We start from the raw sequence: 19,276 nt of genomic DNA, 5'->3' as shown, positions 1-19,276 counted from the left end.
CATGAACAAAACAGAATTTGGTGGAGCAGTTGCAGAAAAATTAGGAGTTACTAAGAAAGAAGCTACGCCAAAAGTAGAAGCAGTATTTGATGTTATTGTTGAAACACTAGCAAAAGGTGAATCAATCAAGTTTCCTGGAGTTGGTACATTTGAAGTCCGCGAACGTGCAGCACGTAAAGGGAGAAATCCGCAATCAGGCGAGGAAATTGATATTCCAGCAACAAAAGCACCTGCCTTCAAGGCTGCAAAAGCTCTCAAAGATGCAGTGAAAGCTTAACAATCTATAATGAGGGATTAGCATCCCTCCCCTCTCTTCACCTATAAATGCGGTGGCGGAATAGGTAGACACGTAGACTGAGGTGGTATGGCTAACCTTCTGGAAACTCAGGGCCGACCTTCTTACGAAGACTAATAGTCGGCAAATTGCCGTTCATGCGGGGTGCAAATCCTCGTCCGCATTCACTTCAGGTGTTAAGAGAGATTATTTGATTGCCAACATGGGGGTGTTGTCAATCAACCGTTGATTACTGATATATGGGATATCAGTTCTCGACTAATGTCCATTTATGAAGGTAAAGACTAATCTAAATGAATATTAGTGGAGATTCCTCTCCAGTGTGGACTAGCTTTTCTTGATTAAACAATATCTACTCCCTTGTTTTCTGTATCATTCTGACACAAAACTGCGGCTGGTCTTGCAGTTAGTCGGATAATAGTCATTTATGAGGGTGCGAGGTTAACTCGGATGTCTGTATCTTAAGGAGACAGGTAAATGGCTATTATCGGGCTAAACATGTCGGTAAGACCTTTGCTACTCAAGTTTTTTATGTAGGGTGAATCCCATCACAGTCTTACTATGGGTGACATGTGGCCTGAATATTAATTGCGGTGTACTGCTTCGGCTTACACTTAGGTAAGGCAGATGTGTCTTCCTTACCTCAAATTTCACTTAGCAACATATTCGCTATTTATTCGCTACTTCTCCTTCATTCTGAATGGAGACTCATCTTTCCCATGCACATACCTCCTTACACGGGTCAGAGAAAACTGTGCAAAATAAGAGACTGGCGATCTACACGCATTGTATGTAGATAAGGTGTGTGACCTGACATGAAAAGACAGGAATGTCTCTGAAAAGGGTTATATGGGTCTTACCTTTTCGATTACTTTTGATTAAAACGAAGGATAAAATTTGTTTTATTGGCAATTTATTTAAGAATCTATTAGAATATAAAAGATGTATGTCTAAAGGAGAAGATAATAAATGTCAAAAATCGCTTTGTTCGAAGCTTTACCTTTAAGAAATGCAATCTCAAAACGTATTCAGGAACTGTTACAGGAACGAGATAGTGTTGCATATGTTGAACATGATAAAGATGAAAAATATACAAAACCAACAAAAACTGTAGACCAAATCACAGCTGAGCTGGAATCGACTAAAAAAGATTATCGTGAATTGGTAGTACTAATCGCTAAAGCCAACCTGGATGCAAAAGTTTTGTGGGATGAAAAGGAATTATCGATCACAGAAGCGCTTGAATTAGCACAGCAACTTAGAGGTGAAGCGAATAAACTCAAAAGTTACGGTCGTTCTCAGAAAACTGAACGAGTAAATTCTTATTCTGATGTTATTAGTTATCGTGAAGCCTTGTTTGATCCTGATAAGATGCAAACTAAAGGATTAAAGTTAGAAAGAATGGCTAATCGTCTTTCAAACTCTATTGAAAAAGCTAATCATAATTATGAAATTGAGTTTGAAGCAGCAGATAAGTATCTATAAAAGCTAAGGTTTTAACTTAGCTATGAGGGTAAAATCACTTTTATCTTGATAGCTGGGTGTAAAACTGCCCAGCTTGGACAACAGAGAAGTAGAAAGCCGCTTTAGTTTAGAGCGTATCTAAACTGTAATACCAAAACTCATTTATTTCCTAGGTTGGAGACGGATTACGTTTTACAGCTTACGAATTACGAGATTTACGAGTTTACGGACGCAAACCTTTATTAGTGATATTTTAATCAAAAATATACTCTGTTCTCTGTTGTTCCAATAATTTAACTCATGTGCCAAGCTGTACAAGGATTTCCTGAAGACGTCATAATGACGTCTTTTGTTATTTTCAGATTTCCCTGTCGATCCGAAGGCTTACGTTCCTACGCGAGTTACTGGTGTAAGATGGGGGTAAGAAAATAACTAGAACAATAGTATTTAAAAGTCATTTACCCTTTTTTGTAGCTTTTACTTTATCATAACCAAACATATAGCCAAAAGCTATCAATGCTGCCCCACCAAAACGAAGATATTGATGATATTCAAAATCTTTAAAAACAGTAACCGCTCCAACTAACAACAAAACACCTATTATAATAAAGGCATTTAAAACTTTGTCTAACAAAAAAAAAACACCTCTTTTTCAAATTTCATCTACACTTCATTATACCTATTGTGGATTATTTTTCCACACAAAGTACTTCTTGATAACTGGAATGGGTCTGTAATACAAATGTACGAAAGTTATCAATAATCTCCTTCGGGCGTTTCCCCAACGCCTATCCGACTTATCTTTCATCTCCTTTATATCCCCTTCTCGGACGTTACCGATGCTTCGGATCATCGGGCTTCCGAAGGAGCTTATTGTACGTAAATAAAACAAATAATTGGAGGAATCGTCTTGGCTAAAGGAAAAAAAGAATATTCTTTTAAAAAATGCACTGTGAACATTGATGAAGATCAAATTATTGAGTATAAAAATGATGGGATACATATCCACTCATTATCTAAGTACCTAAGAGAAATTGAAAGCAAAACAGAACCGATTGATTTCACTTTAAAAAGCGACAGTGAAGTTGTGCCTCAAGAAACTGAAGGACTTTCTGAGTAGGTGGTGACTGAATGACAGCTATTTTAAACCCTGTGCTGCACCGTGAAAAGGATGAATCCTTTACTGACTACCACATCCGACTTTTTAAAAATAAAGATACTTATCACATTGACACAAAAACGATTGCCGCTCTATTAAACAAAGATCAAGGTACAAATTATGATGAGAGTAAATGGCGCAAAGATTTTAAGCAATATGAACGTTGGAATGATTACATAATTTCCAAGAATTTAGATGAAGAAATTCTGAAGAAATACGAGGAAGTGCGACTACAATCTGAAAAAGAAAAGATTAGAACTCGTGACCAAAAAAGAGAATATAGAAAAAGTATAGCGAATCAAGCTCGCTTTGAAAAAATCAAGGATGATGTAGTCCAAGCTATTGTTAATTTAGAATCAAAAAGACCTCTTCGTTTCACTTTCCCCCTCCCTGCTGCTGCTGAAAAGCATGGGCTTGCTTTATTCAGTGACTGGCACTTCGGAATGGAAATAGATAACCGCATCAATAAGTTCAATAAAGAAATATTCGATGAACGAGTTGAACATCTCACAAACAAAGTAATTGAGTATGGAAAGAAGAATCATGTCTCCACATTACATGTTGCAAATCTTGGCGATTTAATTGGAGGTCTTATACATGTTTCAACAAGAGTTCAGGCTAATGAAGATGCTGTAGAGCAAATTAAATATGTGTCAGAAACGCTTGCTGAGGTGTTAGCTATGTTGGCCAGCGAGTTTCAAGAAATAAAGTTTTACAACGTAGCTGGTAATCACGGTCGTCTCTCCCCTTCTAAGAATGATGTGGGAATAAAAGAAAACTTTGAATACCTCATTAATTGGTATCTCGAAGCTAGATTAAGAGATATTAAAAACATTTCAATTGAACCGGAACAAGATGGTTTTATCCCCGCTAAAATCAACAATCAAGAAGTCGTGTTTGTCCACGGTCACTATGATCGTGTTGATCAATGCGTAACCCGCCTACCTCAATTACTTGGCTATATCCCTTCTTACATATTCGGTGGTCATATTCATCACAACTATGAAAAAGAATATGGCAGCACAACAGTTGTTGTAAATGGAGCGCTTGTTGGCGCAGATGATTATGCAATGCAAGGTCGCTTTGGTACGAAACCGTCTCAAAAGTTTATGGTCTTTGATGATAATGGTATTGAGGCTACATACATAATTCGTTTTAAAAATGAAAAATAAAGGAGGAACATGCTTGGATTTAGCAATGCACGAAGTGTATAACCTTCACTTGTATGATAGACAAACTGAGGAATCTTTAGTTGATTTAACAACACTTCAAGATGTTGAAATTTTTTATAGTGATGAACATGAAACGTATTTGATTTTTGCAAAGAATGCTCTGCTAAATTTTGAGGCGCTTAAATTTTTAGGTGATTATAAAGCTCCTACCTCCTTTGAATCAAAGTTGGGAAAGAAACAATATATTTCTGTTTTAACTGAGACACCTAAGCATGAATTCAAACTGTTGGCTGAAACTGTCGGTTCTCGCCCTGAGTCATCAGAGGCCCATAGAGTCACCTTAGAATTTAACTATGTAGAAATTATTTCTAGAGCTGAATTAAAAGGTGTTAACGGAGAAGTATCGGGTTTAGACTTGATTTTTAAAGTGAACCCAGTTGATAAAGAATTTTTTAAAATTCACTTTTGATAAAACTTTAATTTTATTCAGATTGGAGTAGCGCAAGTGGCTGATTACAAAGATGTTTACGAGTCTTTTTGGAAGCAAATCATAGAAGATGAAACAGGAAACATTAACAAAGATCAACTAATGAAAGAGCTGTGTGTTTATAAGTATCTATTGGACTCTATTCCTGGTGTTTATGAAGAAGTAACTTGTAATACTGTAAGTAAGCCATTTGCTGATCCTAAATATGTTATTGAGTCTCATAGAGAAGCTTTTATAAATAAAAGAATTGCCCTAGATGATTTAAGAAACATGAGTGTGGCAGCAAAACACTATTCACCATATGAGACAGTTGTGAGCCTAGGAGCTATTGAAGGTTTATTAAAGTAATACAAAAAAACGATTGAGGATGATGACGAAAATGACGAATGAAGATTTTAAATACTTAAATAAACACTTAGAAACTCTCTCAGAGTTAAAACAGTCTGGATACAGATGTGATTCTGAGATTAAGCGAGTATTAGAAGCTATTCATTTAACTATTTTTGGAGATAAAATCGAACCGCCATTCAAACGAATGAAAGTTGTTTTTAATGACGTTGATAAATCACTACAAGAAAAGTTCCATAAAAATGCACCTAAGGTTGTTCTGGTAAATGATTCTCAGAGAGGTAAAGGCAAAACAACTCTTCTTCTTAGGTTATCACAAGAGAATAATATTCCTTTACTTGTAGGTGCTCATAAAGAGGTTTACAGAGACTTGGCTAAAGAAAAAGGAATTAGTTGTACTATTATCTCAGCCAATTATTTAGAAGGTAATCATTTTCCGAATGGCGTTTATATTGACTGTACTGTTACTAAAGATCAACTCAAAACAATTAAAAAATTAGGAATTGATGTCAAAGGAGGGTTTCATCACGATGAAGTCCTCTCTTCTTTAGTTTAAACACCTTTTTAGAACGCCCAGTGATGATTGCGGTACTCTCCTTCCGCTCTATTGCTGGGCGTTTCATAAAATGTGTTTACATCAACTAACTTTATGGAGGTGAAATATGTCTGCTGAAAAAATAAAATGCTCATGCTGCGGCAAAGAACACAATGCCAATCAATATTATATCTCAGAATCTCCTTTCAATTCTGCAACTGGCAAACTGTCAGTATGTAAGAGCTGTCTCCAAAATGAATTCCAAAAAGACAAAGATAACTTAAAGAATGTGCAAAATATCTTGAGAATGATTGATCGTCCATTTGTTTACGACTTATGGGTTTCCGCTGTTAATGAATCAGAGTCCAAGAAAAAATCAGCTGGAAATGTGTTAGGTACGTATATGAAAAATATCGGAATGAAAGATTACAAGTCAAAAACTTGGGCAGACAGTGAGTTTGACTTTGAAGAAGAACAAGAATATACAACACAGCTATTACTAGCTAAAAGTACAGAAGATATATCTAAGGAAGACATAGATGAATTAATGCAATTCTGGGGTCGTGGTCTTGATGTTGAAGATTACATTTGGCTTCAGAATGAGTACATTGACTTCACGAATAGATATGAATGTGACTCTAAAGGGATGGAACTTCTTATAAATGAAATATGTTTGACTCGGCTAGATATCCGCAAACGGCGTGAAAATGGTGAAAAAGTCGATCAGCAGCAAAAAACTCTTCAAGATTTACTTGGATCAAGTAATTTAAAACCAGTACAAGAAACTGGAGCAAGTGGAGTGGAACAAGAGTCTTTTGGCACTCTGATCAAAAAATATGAGAACGAGAGACCTATTCCTGAGCCAGAGCCTAGGTGGAAAGATCCTGATAAAATTGGGAAATACATTAAGGTATTTTTCCTTGGGCATCTGTCCCGAATGCTTGGTTTGAAAAATCAATATTCAGAGGAATATTGGGAAGAAATGAATAAGCACACTGTTGAAGAACCTGTTGCAGAAGAAGAGGATCGAGAAAATGACCTCACATAAAAATTTTACAACAGATCGCAACAAGCACAGTCGAGGAATCAATATTTTTAAAAAGGGAAACAACTTTAAAAAGAAATCAAAATCCGAACGATTAATGGATGGTATCGGTGCATGGACTTCTTTCTATAGAGCAAACCCACATCGCTTTGTAAAAGAATACTTGGGAATTACACTTAAATTGTTTCAATGTATTTTAATTTACATGATGGTACATAACCATTATTTTATGTACCTGGCTAGTCGTGGTCAGGGTAAAACTTGGTTAACCTCTGTATACTGCTGTGTGCAAGCCATACTCTTCCCAGGTACTAAAATAGTTATCGCATCGGGCACAAAGGGACAAGCTCGTGAAGTCATAGAGAAAATTGATGACTTACGTAAAGAATCGCCTAATTTAAGGCGAGAAATAGAAGATTTAAAAACCTCAACGAATGATGCTAAAGTGGAGTTTCATAATGGCAGCTGGATTAAAATCGTAGCCTCAAATGATGGCGCCCGCTCCAAACGTGCAAACCTCCTTATTGTAGATGAATTCAGAATGGTTGATTTTGAAATCATCAGTAAAGTACTTCGAAAATTCCTGACAGCTCCCCGTTCTCCTAAATATCTCGAAAAAGAAGAATACGCTCATCTAAAAGAACGAAACAAAGAAATTTACTTGTCTTCCTGCTGGTATAAGGTTCATTGGTCATTTAACAGATTCATAACTTACTACAATGCCATGATTAAAGGATCCAAATACTTTGTTTGTGGTCTCCCTTATCAGATCGCAATTAAAGAAGGCCTTTTGGATAAAGATCAGGTTAGAGATGAAATGGCCGAAGAAGACTTCGATCCTATTGGTTGGTCTATGGAAATGGAAGCTCTCTGGTTTGGTGAATCTGAAAAAGCTTATTTTAAATTTGAAGACATTGAAAAGAACCGCAAGCTTGCTTCTCCCCTCTTCCCTCCTGACTATTACAATCTGATCAAGGATTCCAACTTCAAATATGAAGGCAAGAAACCAGGAGAAATTAGACTTGTAAGCAATGATATCGCTGGAATGGCCGGTAAGGATAATGACGCCAGTGTTTACACTGTATTCAGACTGATTCCAAACTCCAATGGATATGATCGTCATATTGTATACATGGAGAGCATAGTAGGCGGTCACACAGGAACTCAAGCAACAAGAATTCGACAAATATACGAAGATTATGATTGCGATTATATTGTATTGGATACTCAGAGTATCGGACTAGGTGTGTATGATGCATTATGCCAGCCTCTATATGATAAAGAACGTGCAAAAGAATATGAGCCATTTTCATGTATTAACGATGAAAGAATGGCTGAGCGTTGTACTTATCAAAATGCCGAAAAAGTAATTTATAGCATTAAAGGTAATGCACAATTGAACAGCGAAATTGCTGTATTACTCAAAGATGGATTCAAACGAGGGAAAATCAAAATTCCTATCAACGAAAATGAAGGAAAAGAATATCTGAAAAGATTTAAAGGCTATGAAGGGCTATCTCCTGAAGTTAAAGGAAAATTCCTTTCAAGCTATGCTCAGATTACCCTTCTGATAAATGAAATGATCAACTTGGAAGCTGAATATAGCGATAACGGACAAGTTAAGCTTAAAGAGCCAAAGAGTAAACGAAAAGACAGATATAGCTCAGTGGCTTATGGCAACTATATTGCTACTGTATTAGAAAGACAGTTAAACAAACAAACTGAATATGACGTTGAAGATGAACTAGTCTATTTTTAAAAGAAATGAGGTGAAACATGGTAACCTTAAATAAAGTTGACATTGAGTCTGAAGAATATAAGCAAATGCTGAATGACTATTCAACTTATACTTCTACATTTGCTTCCGGCTTTATCTCAAATATGTTTTCCAATGGCATTGTTACGGAAATTGAGGCCGAACAATTAAAGAATTATTTTTCTAACCCCGATGAATTTCAAGAAGAAATTGAAGATCTTGCTGAGTATTTTTACATTTCGACTGCAGAGATTCACCAATTGTTTGAATTGATTGAAGCCCTCCCTACCCTCAACTATAAAATTGACTCCTTTAATAAAGTTAAGTCTTCAGATAAGCACATTTCTCTTTTGAATAAATCCTTACATAAGGTCAAACATAAAAGACTTACTAGGGATCTGTTAAAACAGGTAGCTACAGCTGGCACTCTTGTTGGTATATGGCTTGGGGATGCTAAGAGCCCCTATCCGTTTATTTTTGATGAGATTAAATATGTATTCCCCTCCTTTAGAAGAAATGGAGACTGGGTATGTGTAGTTGACATGGAGCTGTTCACTAAGTATGAAGATGATCACAGAAATGAATTGTTAAAAAGCCTCTCCCCTTATATTAAACAAAGCGATTATGAAAACTTCATGAAAGATCGAGAGAAATATCGATTTAAGGAATTGCCACAAGAAAGAACTTTTCCACTACGCACAGGGACGCTAAAAAGAAATCAAGGATTGGGAACATCTTGGGTTACCCCAGGTCTATATGACGTTCTCCATAAAAAGAAACTTAAAGATGTTGAAAGATCGATTGCAAATAAAATTATTAACGCTGTTGCAGTTCTAACGATTGGAACAGATAAAGGTAATGGCGAATACACAAACATGAAGCTGCCTAAAGCAGTTAAACAAAAAATTCATGGTGGCGTTAAAACAGCTTTGGAAAAAAACCAAAAAGATGGAGTAACTGTAGTATCAATCCCTGACTTTGCTGATCTCAATTTTCCAGATGTTAAAGCAGATGGATTAGATGGAGCAAAATTTGATCATATCAATAGCGACATTCAATCTGCTTACGGCTTATCCGGCTCCCTTTTAAATGGTGATGGAGGTAACTACGCAACTTCGTCATTAAACTTGGATACATTTTATAAGCGTATTGGCGTTTTAATGGAGGATATTGAACAAGAGGTTTATCAAAAGTTATTCAACCTTGTTTTGCCTGCTGCCCAAAAAGACAATTACTATATGAATTACGATAAAGACAAGCCGCTCACTCTCAAAGAAAAAATGGACATCTTAATAAAATTAAACGATAAGGGCTGGTCTATTAAGCACGTAGTTGATAATTTGGCAGGAGTTTCTTGGGAGAGTTACCTTGAACAAACTCTATATGAAACTGAAGAACTTAAACTCCAAGAAAAGATTATCCCTTATCAAACTTCATATACCTTCACCGGGAATGAAGCAGGTCGCCCAAATGAGGGTAATAAAAACAACGACAATACGGTGAAGTCAGCTACCTCCAACGGTAATGACAATCCTATTTAAAACTTCACTTTTGAAGGGAGGTGAAATTATTTGACAAAGAAGCAAAAGAAAAAACTATGCCAACTTCAATTAAATGAGATTAAAACATCAGATGATCCAACAAAGTTGTCATGTAGCTTTGTCATTATTGATTTCGATGTCTCTCACAATAACGCAGTAATTTCTAAGGAAGTTGCTCTTGAAGCTGCTTCAACAATTATTAATAAACCGATAGTTGCAAAGTATTACGAAGTTGAAGAATCAAATACTTCTACAGATGCTTTGGGAACTCATGAAGCTTTTCTAGACACAGACAAGCACGGAGAACTTGAGGTGAAGAGAGATACTGCCCCAATTGGCGTCTTTACATCTGAGGGATACATAACTGAAATTGAAACCCCAGAAGGTAAAAAAGAAGTATTGGCAGCAGATGCAATCCTTTGGAGCTCTCGATTTAAAGATGCATGTGAGCTTTTACTCGAATGGTATGGTCGGGGCATTAACATTAATACAAGTTGTGAGATCCTTTATTCAAATTACACTATGCAAGATGGCATTGAACACCTACAGTCCCCCATCTATTTCGAAGGTCACGCAATTTTAAATTCAGAGAAACGTGGAGAGCATGACATTGTCCTCCCCGCTTATGATTCTTCCAAACTTCTAAGCTTTAATGAAATTCAACAATTTGAAAGATTAGTTGCTCAAGCAGCTACAAGACAAAATAATGAGGAAGGTGAAAAAATGAATAAGTTTAGAAAAGTGTTTGAATTGTCTCATTCTGACGTTCGAACACTTCTTTATAACCAATTAGATCCAACCCTTGACAAGGAGTCAGCATCTTATATTGCAGATGTATATGATGCATATTTCATCGTAAACGTGTATAGCTGGTCAGATGAAAATAGCTATGACAAATACTTTAAGTTCAATTACACAAGAACAGGCGATACCGTTTCTATTGATTTTGACAGTAAAACCGAGGTATTCATGACGCGTAACTGGGAGGAAGTTGTTCCTGAACCTATTCAAACACAACTTAACCAGAAAGATGAACAGATTAAAGATTTAACGAAACAAGTAAATCAAATCAATAAGAATAAGGCAGAAATTGAACAGCAATTCAACACTGCCAGTGAAAAGCTTGTGCAATTAAATTCTGAAGTGGAACAATTGAAACCTTATAAAGAAAAACACGAGAAAACTTTATTTGAACAAAAACTGAATGAGAAAAATGAATTTTATAAAGCGAAATTTGAAGCTTTAAATGCTGAGGATAAATTCAGTACAGAAGAAGTACAAAACCTTATCCATGCTTCCATTAAACAAGGTGAAGAAGGAGAAAAAGCTGTATTACAACTTAACACAATGTTAGTTGATTTAGTTAGTGTTCCTGCTGAAACAAATACAACCATTAGAGAATTTTCAAGTAAACGGGAAAATTTAATCCCTAACGATGACTCTTTTGAATCCCGCTTTTCACAATAAATTTTAAACTTGGAGGAATAAAATATGGCTACAAGATTACAAAAAGCCCTTACTGAAGTAGGTAATCATACTACTGGAAACTTGAATTCTTTAAAAATTAAAACAGTTGCTCACGGTGCAAAAGTAACTGGATCAGACATTGACAACTTTATGCTTGTTGAACTTGGTTTTGATGCTGAAGGGAACCGTACAGCTTCGAAGCTATCAGATAAAACAAAAAAAGCATATTTAATTGCATCTCCTGAAGCACGCTATCTTGGTGAATCAATGAGAGACTTTTATAACGGTGTGGGAGAACATGCTCGAATTGTTATCCTTGAGCCAGCTTATACTCGTTTTGATGTTTCTGCGTTTTCATTTAATACAGGAGTGACTGAGGTTAAACAAGGTCAAGTAGCTCACTTTGATATCGCTACTCAAAAGTATATTATCAGTGATCCTGCTTCACCTCACGAGGATTATGCTGATTCTTCTGCTAAGTTCCTCGTTGTAAATAATGAAGATGACCTTGTTTACACAATGGGACAAAAGCTTGTTCGCCTTGAAGTAATCGAGGCCTAATACATAACAAATAAATTTCAATAAAAGGAGTATTTTAAATGAAATTAGATACTGTGAAAATCAAAGGCTTGTTTAGCCGTGTATTAAATAACAAAATGGACGGTACAGATCAAGCTGATATCCAAACTTACATTAAGAAAGTGTTTGGTGATGGCGGTACTACACCTGATCCTTCCATGCTCCATCAATTTAATAACCTTGTCGTTGAACAAGCAGATGTAATTGCAAAACCAAAAGTAACTCAGCTGCTCTCCCTTTTGGCCAATGTCCAACAAGAAAAACGAGGCAATATTAAAGAAATTAAAATTCCGAAAAAGAATAAAGCAAAAGTCATTTGGTCTGCTACTGGCTCTGGCGTTGATTTAGTTCGTGTTGAAGGGCAAGAGTCAGTTCCTGCTGTTCCGAAAACTATGTCAACAGGTTTCTATTATGAACCTCTAGATCTCGTAACAGATTCAATTGTCTATTTCAATAAATTGGTGAATGATATTGCAGATGCTAAAGTCCGTTTGTATCTCGATAAAATTCATCAATTAACTGCAAGTGCAATTACAGCTGGTAAAATCCCTGCAAAGAATGTTCAAACAGGCTCAAACCTTACTCTTCAACAATACAACAAAGTAGCTTCTGTGCTTCAACGTTATGGTGGAAAACCTATCTTCGTAGCTGATACCCTTCTTATCGACTACTTCGCATTCCAACAAGGAACAGACTCCACGTTTAAGAACTTCTTAACAGAAGAAGTAAAAGGAGAACTCCTTACTGCCCTAAATCCTACTACAATCGGCAGAACAACTGCTGTTAACCTCACTAACCCATTTACAGATGATACAAATAGTAAAGTCGAACTTCCTGTCAACAAAGGTTATATGTTTGCCGGTGGCGTTTCTCAAAAACCATTTTCTGTTGTTGAGTATGGCGGACTGCGTCAATTGACAGAACAAGATATCGAAGATGAAAGAATCAAAATGAAAATTGTTCAAGATGCTTCTGTTAACCTTCTTTTTGGAGAAGCAATCGGCATTATTGAAGAACAAGCTGCAGTATCTATCTAAATCAAAATATGAGGATTTTTTAGGAGGATATAAATTTGACTGAAAAAATTAAGTTAGCACGATACAGAAGTACATCTTATTTTGTAGGGTATACCGGAGATGGTGGACATAAACAATACACTTGGGCTGGAAGTAAAAATGGGAAGGCTGATATTAAAGAAGTTCCAAAAGAGGTTGTTGAATGGCTCACAATGAACAGCGTTTGTTTCGATAAAGGTGAATTAGTTATTGTTGAAGATAATGAGACAACCAAAGAAATTAAAGATTCTATTGTTGAGTCGGAGGCTTATGAAAATAACATCCATACCAAAGAAGAAATTGAAAAGATGATTAAATCGGGAAATATTGCTCAACTAAAAAATAAGCTCGATAAAATCACAGTGGATTCTGAGAAGCAATTTATTATTGACGTTGCTTCAGAATTTAGCGATGACATCGCTGCAGGCAAATTAAAAGTTTTGGCTGATTGGATGGGAGTCGCTGATCCTTCCCTTCTCTTTGACTAAGAGGAGGGATTTTTATGACATCTTATGATCAAATATGGGAAACCTTTTTAAACAACTGCGAGACATCTGATTTTAATGTTCCTCAAACAGAAGAACAAATTTATCAATCAATTCGAAATGCAATCCTTCATTTCAATAACAGGCTCAGAGACAATTTAAAGGCTGATGATTCAACAGAAACTGTAAATAGAGATTTATCTGAGGATGATCTTCTTATTATTGCACATTTCTTGAGATACATCTTTTTGTTAAATAAAAAGACCTTGTTTGAGAGTACGTGGCAACCCTTCACCAATGACGTGGGAATCAAGAACTTTGGTACACAACTCAATTCCCTTAAACAAAGTGTAATAGATCAAAAAAACGAAATTGAACGCTTGATATTGAACGCTGCGGTGGATTATCTATGAGTACAATTAAAGTTAAATCGGCACATAAAGATGGACAAATAAAGCTTGAGGACTTAGATGTTTTTTGCAATAAACTGTGTAAGAGAAACAATTCAGTCCTCTTCAAATTGGAGAAATACCTTAATATAAAGTTGCTAAGTGATCCTGAACTCACAGAAATCAGGGACACTATTTTAACAGTAAGTGGTGAATTAAACAGACTTAGGGATAACTTAGTAACAGACGGTGATTCAAATGAAGGACTACAGTAATTACCACAAAGTTAACATTAATAATAAACTTCTTCATGATGGTAAGCTTATTTTCCAACAAGGCCTTAAGGGGCTTGAATCTGAAAAAGTCACAATTGATGGAATCGAAAAAACAGTAATGATTACCTCTAAGTACTCTAGTGGCGACGGTTCTGCAAGATATATATTAGGTGAAATTGCTGACATTTATCGTGGCGGAGTTGTTAAGTTTAATGATGAAACATGGCTCGTCACCTCCCACCCTCTCAGTAATAAGATTTACAAAAAGGCTGAGATAAAAATATGCGGGACATCATTTTTTCTGACTTCAGAAGACAAGCTAGTCGATACTGGCAAAATTAACGAAATCACCGGTAAGCCAATTTATGAAAAAGTACCTGGTGAAAAAACTGAAGTCCCCTGCATATTCGAAAGGACAACTTCAATAAATGGCACTGAATTGGCCGTAAATCTTCCAGATGGTCAAGCAAACATTACAATTCCTTATCTTGTTCATGAAAAATTGAAAATCGGACTTACCCTCACCTTCTTTGGCGAAGATTATCAAGTCGATGATATAGACTTTTCAAAAGTTTATGGAGACCACGGAACAATAAAATTGGTTGCCAAAAAGAAAGTTGGTGAAAAGAAATGAGCATGACTGTTGAACAGATGACAAAAGTCTTCAGATTAGTTATGGATGATGTTGAACTGAATCGGCTCTTGTATTACAAAACTGATCCTCTCTCCCCTTCTCATCCAGATGTTCAATCACTCGAAAATTATTATGACTCCACAAATGACTCTCCCGCTATAATCAATACCATATTCAAGCGAGCACCTAAAACAGATGATCTATCGGATTCACCATTATGTAGGATGTGTGTTTATTTAGGGAATGCATTGCCTAAGCCGACAAATCAAAGCTTTATGTTATTAAATCAAGATTTGATGATCGATGTATACACACACATTAACACATTTGAGATATCTGAGTATCGAAGTTTGAAAATCATCGACAGGGTTTCAAAATTGTTTTTCAATAAAAATATTGCTGGTTTTGGTGTCACAGTAGATTATAGACGTTTGCTTATAAGTAATCCTCCTGACGGATACCTGGGCTATAAGATGATCTTTACTTTTGGAGCAAGCAAATGAATGAGTTAAAGGATTTCTTTTTCTTGGGAAAACCGATCCAGACTGAAATAGGTGAGATTGATTTCATCCGCTTAAAAGATTATCCTCTCTACACCAAAGAACTAAGCATGTTGAGGATGAATAAGAAAAGTCTCATTAAAGAATATTCAAGGTTTAATGAGGATGGCTCGCTTGACCCATTTATTATTGAAATGAAAAAGAGAGATCTTTATGAAATTGCACATTCGGTACTCCCTGATTTTCACGAGGCTTATTTCAAAGTTTTTTCAAAAGTATTGATAAACAAGGATTCCCTATCGTTGATTGGAAAACATAATTTTCCCCATCTCAGAAAACTAATACTAGACATGCATTGTATCACTGAAGACAAGGTCGTTGACAATGATGAACTTCAGGAGTTCCACGATATAAGTAAATCACTCAAGCAACAAGATTCTCAAAGTGATTTAAAGGATATAGTAAGCTGTGTTGCTGCATTTAACGGATACACATATGAAGAAATATCTGAAATGACGATGTATCAACTATATTTGTCGTTCTACAGGATGGCTGAAGTAATGAATTATAACACAACCACACTTTTTGCTACTGTCTCTCCTGATGTCAAAGTAAGTGATTGGAGCAGTCACATTAATCTTTACAAGGAAGAGTCTTATCACCTGAGCACTAAAGATGCTAAAAATATCGAGCAATTATTCGGAGGCTAATTAACTTTAGTCTCTTTTTATTTTTATTTAGGAGGAAACAATTTGGCAAAACAAACAGTAATCCATGAAGTTGGAAAAATTACAGCTAAACGTCTGAGCGATAATAAGGTTATTGCTTCAGGTGTTACACAAATGACTCAGTTTTCCCAACAAGTTCAACAAGACTTTTTAAAAGGTGGATGGGGTAACCGAGACCTGTATGTTATTAATTCAAGTAAAGAAGTATCGGGTAATGTCCGAAATGCTTTCTTTGATCTTGATTTCATGGCAATGCAGCAAGGCGTAAAAATTGAAAACCAAACAATTTCTGTGTGGGAAGATGAAAGCTTAACAGTTAGTGATGCTGGTACGGTTACTCTTTCTTATCTCCCATTGTCTAAAGTTTCATTAACTAACGAAGATGGAGATCAAATTGAAGTTGACGCTGCATCTAAAACAGTTACTGTGTCTGATACCTTTGCAACCAAGGGTGAAGCTTTAGCAGTTCATTATCAAATTGAAGTTGAAGCCGAGACTGTTGAAATTAACGGTGAAAAATTCTCCGAGAATTACTATTTTGAAATTCACACAATTGAATACGATCCTAAGACTTCAAAAATCTACAGCGACCTGTATATTCAGCTCCCTAAAGTAAACTTTTCTGGTGAAGCAGACATGTCGTTTGAAGCAGGAAATGCATATACTCCGGAAATTGGCTATCGAGCACTTGCCGATAATAACGGAAAAATCGGTAACTTTGCTCGAGTAAAACGTAAAGCTGATGGAACAAAGGGTGTTGTCACTAGCGATGAAGGAACTGGTGGAACTAGCTCAACTCAAAGCTCTGACCTTGGCGGAACAACTGAATAATTAAGGGGGCGTTTATTATTGCTTTTTTAAATCAGGACGGTGATAAATACACCTCTGCAAAAGATGATGGGACAGGTAATCCCATAACAGCTGTATCAATTGAACGTTCCACTGTCCCCTTGGAGGTTGGTTTCAATAATGACCAGCCTCTTAATGTTAATGTGGCCAACGCAGCACTTGATGTAAATATAACTAATACGGCTTCTGTCCCTGTTTTGGTTAAAAACACTGCAGCAATTAAAACCCAAGTTCAAAAATCCTATTCTGAATTTGTTGTTACTGATGCTGATACTGTAGCTACAGGTGCAACTAAGTCTTATACAGTTGATCAAATCGATTCACTTGGTGTTTTCAGAACTTACGGTGTTGCTATGTACACAACACAAACAGACAGCTCAAACAGCAAAGTTTTAGCAAGTATTTATTCCGTACCGAAAAACATCCCATTTTATTCTGCAACTACATCAGGTAATGATAATTCTGTTCTTTTCAACAGCATTGCCTTTGTTCAGAACTATCCTTTGCAAAAACAATTAACTTTCACTGCTCCAAAAATACATCTGACAGTTAAAGCAGCCGGTACAGTTGATCTAACTGGGTTAAAAATCGTTATTTGGGGGATGGAATAATGACATTTGATGAAGTATGTGGTATGTTCACACAATTTGATGGTTTGGAACAAAAATTCCTATTGCTATCAGATGGATCCTATATCAGTGTTGATGATTTCAAGCAACGCTTTGAAGGCGACTTCAATGAGTACGAACCTTTAAGTTCGCTTCAGTCATCCCCTTCTTCTACCCCAGCTTGGGAAGGTATATGGAATAAGCTACAAGAGGATGGGCTTTTTGAATAAGTCCTCCCCTCTTGTTTTTCTAGATAAAAGACAGTTTTTATACAGATTAGGAGGTGGAGTTGTTGACAGAAACGACTGAAAATGTCGTAATCACGATTCCAGACAAAACTTCATTTACTTTTCACGACACTGCAACTACCGCATCAGAAGGTGAAGAATTTGTAGTGGGTCATTTTCGGGAACTTACTGTTAAGATCTCTGGTTCCTCTACTTCCAGGGAATTAAAATTCTTTTCTATTGATGAAAACGGTGAAAAAACGGAGTTGGGAGCAACAAACAAAACAGACTTCCAATTAGGAACAGGTACTTTAAATACTAATGAGAATTGGGATATTGATATCGCCGGCCTGTATAAAATTATGGTTGAAGTGATCTCAGTTAGTGGTGGGGATGTTACAGTGAAAGGAATTGCAGTGAGTTAATGAGTAGCAGCAAATTTGTAGGTCAACTTAAACAAAACAACATACAAATCAACAATCTTAAAGATTCCTTTTCACGTACTGAAAAACATATGACCGATTATGAACAAGAATTATTTACTAAGATCAATTCGTTTATGGAAACACAAAATTTCGAGCTTAAATCACACACTGAAGATATAAACAATCCTCACAAAGTGACTAAGACACAGGTGGGCCTCGATAAAGTTTTAAATGTAACACAAGCTTCTAAAGAAGAGTTTGACATACATACATCAAACATTGAAAATCCGCATAATGTTACAGCTTCTCAGATTGGACTTAGTAACGTCCTGAATGAAAAGCAAGCTACAAAACTTGAATTTGATAATCATGTAAATAATACATCTAATCCCCATTCAGTGACAAAAGAACAGATGGGTTTAGGAAATGTCACTAATGTGGAACAAGCAAGTAAAATCAACTTTGATAACCATACCTTAGATACTTCGAATCCTCATAAGGTGACATCTGGACAAATAGGACTTGATAAAGTTTTAAATGTAGAGCAGGCGTCGAAGACTGAGTTTACTACACATGTCAATGATGCGATAAAACATGTCACGGGTGCAGAACGTACCAAGTGGAATGCAGGACAACTTTTAAAAATAACCAAGGATGACGGTACATTTTTGGTTCGTATTGAAGATACTGATGATTTTCTCAGTAAAATTGTCCAAGCAGGTCGAACATTTGGTACGTTCTATTCAACAGGAAAAGCAACGAATTCACCCAGCACGGCCTCGACAAGAGGGATGTTTCATTTTACCTCACTAGATAGCAATGGATTAGGTACGTTTGGTTATGTAGTTGCTATTGACTATAAAAACAAAATGTATACTAATTACCTTGATTTAAATCAAGGTTGGTCAGGATGGAAACGATCTTTGGACACTGACGATTTGCTCTATTCGTACGCTAACATAACGCTGAAAAACGGAGCAACCGCTGGTACAAGAACGCCATCTTACTCGAAGAACGGCGGTGTTTTATTATTAAGAGGGCATGTCGTAGTTCCCGCCGGGGTTATCTTCGGAACTATCCCGACCACACACGTCCCCACTGGAGGTGCAGTAGTTAACGTCTCAGTGAGTGGTACTTCAGGTTATGCGAAACTAATTATCTATGAAAATGGAGACATGAAAATCACGGATGTCGTCGCAACTGACTCTAGCGCGATTACTGGCTATTGGTTGGACGTTCCAGTATCAATTTAG

25 protein-coding genes are annotated in these 19,276 nt (G+C 36.3%); 24 read left to right on the top strand and 1 reads right to left on the bottom strand.

Annotated elements, in window-relative coordinates; genetic code table 11:
* The first annotated feature begins 1 nt into the window (after nt 1).
* Nucleotides 2–277 (top strand): HU family DNA-binding protein, encoded by a 276-nt coding sequence (locus KHQ79_RS20720; protein WP_225516765.1) that lies wholly within the window; start codon nt 2–4, stop codon nt 275–277.
* 987 nt (nt 278–1,264) lie between these two features.
* The gene (locus KHQ79_RS20715) at nt 1,265–1,780 is read left to right on the top strand and encodes a hypothetical protein (RefSeq protein ID WP_061187729.1); all 516 of its coding nucleotides are present in this window, start codon (nt 1,265–1,267) and stop codon (nt 1,778–1,780) included.
* 433 nt (nt 1,781–2,213) lie between these two features.
* On the opposite strand, the gene KHQ79_RS20710 is transcribed toward KHQ79_RS20715, so the two are convergent.
* Nucleotides 2,214–2,393 (bottom strand): hypothetical protein, encoded by a 180-nt coding sequence (locus tag KHQ79_RS20710; RefSeq protein WP_225516764.1) that lies wholly within the window; start codon nt 2,391–2,393, stop codon nt 2,214–2,216.
* Between the two features lie 276 nt (nt 2,394–2,669).
* On the opposite strand from KHQ79_RS20710, the gene KHQ79_RS20705 reads away from it, so the two are divergent.
* From KHQ79_RS20705 to KHQ79_RS20600, 22 genes are all read left to right on the top strand, one after another.
* Entirely contained in the window at nt 2,670–2,879 is a 210-nt protein-coding gene (locus tag KHQ79_RS20705; RefSeq protein WP_225516763.1) for a YonK family protein, read from the top strand.
* Nucleotides 2,880–2,890: 11 nt separating this feature from the next.
* Complete coding sequence (locus KHQ79_RS20700; RefSeq protein WP_225516762.1) at nt 2,891–4,090, top strand: metallophosphoesterase family protein; 1,200 nt, start codon at nt 2,891–2,893, stop codon at nt 4,088–4,090.
* A 13-nt stretch (nt 4,091–4,103) separates the two neighbouring features.
* Nucleotides 4,104–4,559: a hypothetical protein gene (locus tag KHQ79_RS20695; protein ID WP_225516761.1), complete on the top strand. Its 456-nt coding sequence runs from the start codon at nt 4,104–4,106 to the stop codon at nt 4,557–4,559.
* Nucleotides 4,560–4,595: 36 nt separating this feature from the next.
* On the top strand, nt 4,596–4,925 hold the full coding sequence (locus KHQ79_RS20690) for a hypothetical protein (RefSeq protein WP_225516760.1): 330 nt from the start codon (nt 4,596–4,598) through the stop codon (nt 4,923–4,925).
* 31 nt (nt 4,926–4,956) lie between these two features.
* On the top strand, nt 4,957–5,481 hold the full coding sequence (locus KHQ79_RS20685; protein ID WP_216394115.1) for a hypothetical protein: 525 nt from the start codon (nt 4,957–4,959) through the stop codon (nt 5,479–5,481).
* 106 nt (nt 5,482–5,587) lie between these two features.
* On the top strand, nt 5,588–6,508 hold the full coding sequence (locus KHQ79_RS20680; RefSeq protein ID WP_225516759.1) for a hypothetical protein: 921 nt from the start codon (nt 5,588–5,590) through the stop codon (nt 6,506–6,508).
* Nucleotides 6,495–8,264 carry a terminase large subunit domain-containing protein gene (locus tag KHQ79_RS20675; RefSeq protein WP_225516758.1) on the top strand — a complete coding sequence of 590 codons (1,770 nt, stop codon included), beginning with the start codon at nt 6,495–6,497 and terminating at the stop codon, nt 8,262–8,264. Before KHQ79_RS20680 ends, KHQ79_RS20675 begins: the two co-directional genes overlap by 14 nt.
* A gap of 17 nt (nt 8,265–8,281) precedes the next feature.
* Nucleotides 8,282–9,802 (top strand): hypothetical protein, encoded by a 1,521-nt coding sequence (locus KHQ79_RS20670; protein WP_225516757.1) that lies wholly within the window; start codon nt 8,282–8,284, stop codon nt 9,800–9,802.
* Nucleotides 9,803–9,832: 30 nt separating this feature from the next.
* Nucleotides 9,833–11,269 carry a coiled-coil domain-containing protein gene (locus KHQ79_RS20665; protein ID WP_225516756.1) on the top strand — a complete coding sequence of 479 codons (1,437 nt, stop codon included), beginning with the start codon at nt 9,833–9,835 and terminating at the stop codon, nt 11,267–11,269.
* A gap of 24 nt (nt 11,270–11,293) precedes the next feature.
* Complete coding sequence (locus tag KHQ79_RS20660; protein WP_225516755.1) at nt 11,294–11,830, top strand: hypothetical protein; 537 nt, start codon at nt 11,294–11,296, stop codon at nt 11,828–11,830.
* Between the two features lie 38 nt (nt 11,831–11,868).
* Nucleotides 11,869–12,885 (top strand): hypothetical protein, encoded by a 1,017-nt coding sequence (locus KHQ79_RS20655; RefSeq protein ID WP_225516754.1) that lies wholly within the window; start codon nt 11,869–11,871, stop codon nt 12,883–12,885.
* Between the two features lie 35 nt (nt 12,886–12,920).
* Nucleotides 12,921–13,391 (top strand): hypothetical protein, encoded by a 471-nt coding sequence (locus tag KHQ79_RS20650; RefSeq protein ID WP_019712890.1) that lies wholly within the window; start codon nt 12,921–12,923, stop codon nt 13,389–13,391.
* A 14-nt stretch (nt 13,392–13,405) separates the two neighbouring features.
* Nucleotides 13,406–13,801 (top strand): hypothetical protein, encoded by a 396-nt coding sequence (locus KHQ79_RS20645; protein ID WP_225516753.1) that lies wholly within the window; start codon nt 13,406–13,408, stop codon nt 13,799–13,801.
* Nucleotides 13,798–14,052 carry a hypothetical protein gene (locus tag KHQ79_RS20640; RefSeq protein ID WP_225516752.1) on the top strand — a complete coding sequence of 85 codons (255 nt, stop codon included), beginning with the start codon at nt 13,798–13,800 and terminating at the stop codon, nt 14,050–14,052. The genes KHQ79_RS20645 and KHQ79_RS20640 overlap by 4 nt, the downstream gene beginning before the upstream one ends.
* On the top strand, nt 14,036–14,686 hold the full coding sequence (locus tag KHQ79_RS20635; protein ID WP_225516751.1) for a hypothetical protein: 651 nt from the start codon (nt 14,036–14,038) through the stop codon (nt 14,684–14,686). Before KHQ79_RS20640 ends, KHQ79_RS20635 begins: the two co-directional genes overlap by 17 nt.
* A complete protein-coding gene (locus tag KHQ79_RS20630) occupies nt 14,683–15,189 on the top strand; it encodes a hypothetical protein (protein ID WP_071580916.1) in 507 nt (168 codons plus the stop codon). Before KHQ79_RS20635 ends, KHQ79_RS20630 begins: the two co-directional genes overlap by 4 nt.
* On the top strand, nt 15,186–15,896 hold the full coding sequence (locus KHQ79_RS20625) for a hypothetical protein (RefSeq protein WP_225516750.1): 711 nt from the start codon (nt 15,186–15,188) through the stop codon (nt 15,894–15,896). Before KHQ79_RS20630 ends, KHQ79_RS20625 begins: the two co-directional genes overlap by 4 nt.
* A 42-nt stretch (nt 15,897–15,938) precedes the next feature.
* Nucleotides 15,939–16,745: a hypothetical protein gene (locus tag KHQ79_RS20620; protein ID WP_225516749.1), complete on the top strand. Its 807-nt coding sequence runs from the start codon at nt 15,939–15,941 to the stop codon at nt 16,743–16,745.
* A gap of 17 nt (nt 16,746–16,762) precedes the next feature.
* Entirely contained in the window at nt 16,763–17,374 is a 612-nt protein-coding gene (locus KHQ79_RS20615; RefSeq protein WP_225516929.1) for a hypothetical protein, read from the top strand.
* Nucleotides 17,374–17,601, top strand: a complete 228-nt coding sequence (locus KHQ79_RS20610; protein ID WP_225516748.1) for a hypothetical protein — start codon at nt 17,374–17,376, stop codon at nt 17,599–17,601. Before KHQ79_RS20615 ends, KHQ79_RS20610 begins: the two co-directional genes overlap by 1 nt.
* A gap of 62 nt (nt 17,602–17,663) precedes the next feature.
* On the top strand, nt 17,664–18,023 hold the full coding sequence (locus KHQ79_RS20605) for a CBM20 domain-containing protein (protein ID WP_225516747.1): 360 nt from the start codon (nt 17,664–17,666) through the stop codon (nt 18,021–18,023).
* A complete protein-coding gene (locus KHQ79_RS20600; protein ID WP_225516746.1) occupies nt 18,023–19,276 on the top strand; it encodes a hypothetical protein in 1,254 nt (417 codons plus the stop codon). The genes KHQ79_RS20605 and KHQ79_RS20600 overlap by 1 nt, the downstream gene beginning before the upstream one ends.

The sequence above is a fragment of the Bacillus sp. TSO22 genome (assembly GCF_020223595.1).
Lineage (GTDB): Bacteria > Bacillota > Bacilli > Bacillales > Bacillaceae > Bacillus > Bacillus inaquosorum.
Note: the sequence above shows the minus strand (reverse complement) of the source record. Positions and strands in the feature narration are given on the sequence as shown.

What these genes read in the sequence shown, in the direction of transcription:
- KHQ79_RS20655 (WP_225516754.1), top strand. Translation starts at nt 11,869, where the DNA reads ATGAAATTAGATACTGTGAAAATCAAAGGCTTGTTTAGCCGTGTATTA.
- KHQ79_RS20680 (WP_225516759.1), top strand. Translation starts at nt 5,588, where the DNA reads ATGTCTGCTGAAAAAATAAAATGCTCATGCTGCGGCAAAGAACACAAT.
- KHQ79_RS20610 (WP_225516748.1), top strand. Translation starts at nt 17,374, where the DNA reads ATGACATTTGATGAAGTATGTGGTATGTTCACACAATTTGATGGTTTG.
- KHQ79_RS20675 (WP_225516758.1), top strand. Translation starts at nt 6,495, where the DNA reads ATGACCTCACATAAAAATTTTACAACAGATCGCAACAAGCACAGTCGA.
- KHQ79_RS20685 (WP_216394115.1), top strand. Translation starts at nt 4,957, where the DNA reads ATGACGAATGAAGATTTTAAATACTTAAATAAACACTTAGAAACTCTC.
- KHQ79_RS20630 (WP_071580916.1), top strand. Translation starts at nt 14,683, where the DNA reads ATGAGCATGACTGTTGAACAGATGACAAAAGTCTTCAGATTAGTTATG.
- KHQ79_RS20670 (WP_225516757.1), top strand. Translation starts at nt 8,282, where the DNA reads ATGGTAACCTTAAATAAAGTTGACATTGAGTCTGAAGAATATAAGCAA.
- KHQ79_RS20715 (WP_061187729.1), top strand. Translation starts at nt 1,265, where the DNA reads ATGTCAAAAATCGCTTTGTTCGAAGCTTTACCTTTAAGAAATGCAATC.
- KHQ79_RS20700 (WP_225516762.1), top strand. Translation starts at nt 2,891, where the DNA reads ATGACAGCTATTTTAAACCCTGTGCTGCACCGTGAAAAGGATGAATCC.
- KHQ79_RS20600 (WP_225516746.1), top strand. Translation starts at nt 18,023, where the DNA reads ATGAGTAGCAGCAAATTTGTAGGTCAACTTAAACAAAACAACATACAA.
- KHQ79_RS20640 (WP_225516752.1), top strand. Translation starts at nt 13,798, where the DNA reads ATGAGTACAATTAAAGTTAAATCGGCACATAAAGATGGACAAATAAAG.
- KHQ79_RS20625 (WP_225516750.1), top strand. Translation starts at nt 15,186, where the DNA reads ATGAATGAGTTAAAGGATTTCTTTTTCTTGGGAAAACCGATCCAGACT.
- KHQ79_RS20645 (WP_225516753.1), top strand. Translation starts at nt 13,406, where the DNA reads ATGACATCTTATGATCAAATATGGGAAACCTTTTTAAACAACTGCGAG.
- KHQ79_RS20720 (WP_225516765.1), top strand. Translation starts at nt 2, where the DNA reads ATGAACAAAACAGAATTTGGTGGAGCAGTTGCAGAAAAATTAGGAGTT.
- KHQ79_RS20660 (WP_225516755.1), top strand. Translation starts at nt 11,294, where the DNA reads ATGGCTACAAGATTACAAAAAGCCCTTACTGAAGTAGGTAATCATACT.
- KHQ79_RS20635 (WP_225516751.1), top strand. Translation starts at nt 14,036, where the DNA reads ATGAAGGACTACAGTAATTACCACAAAGTTAACATTAATAATAAACTT.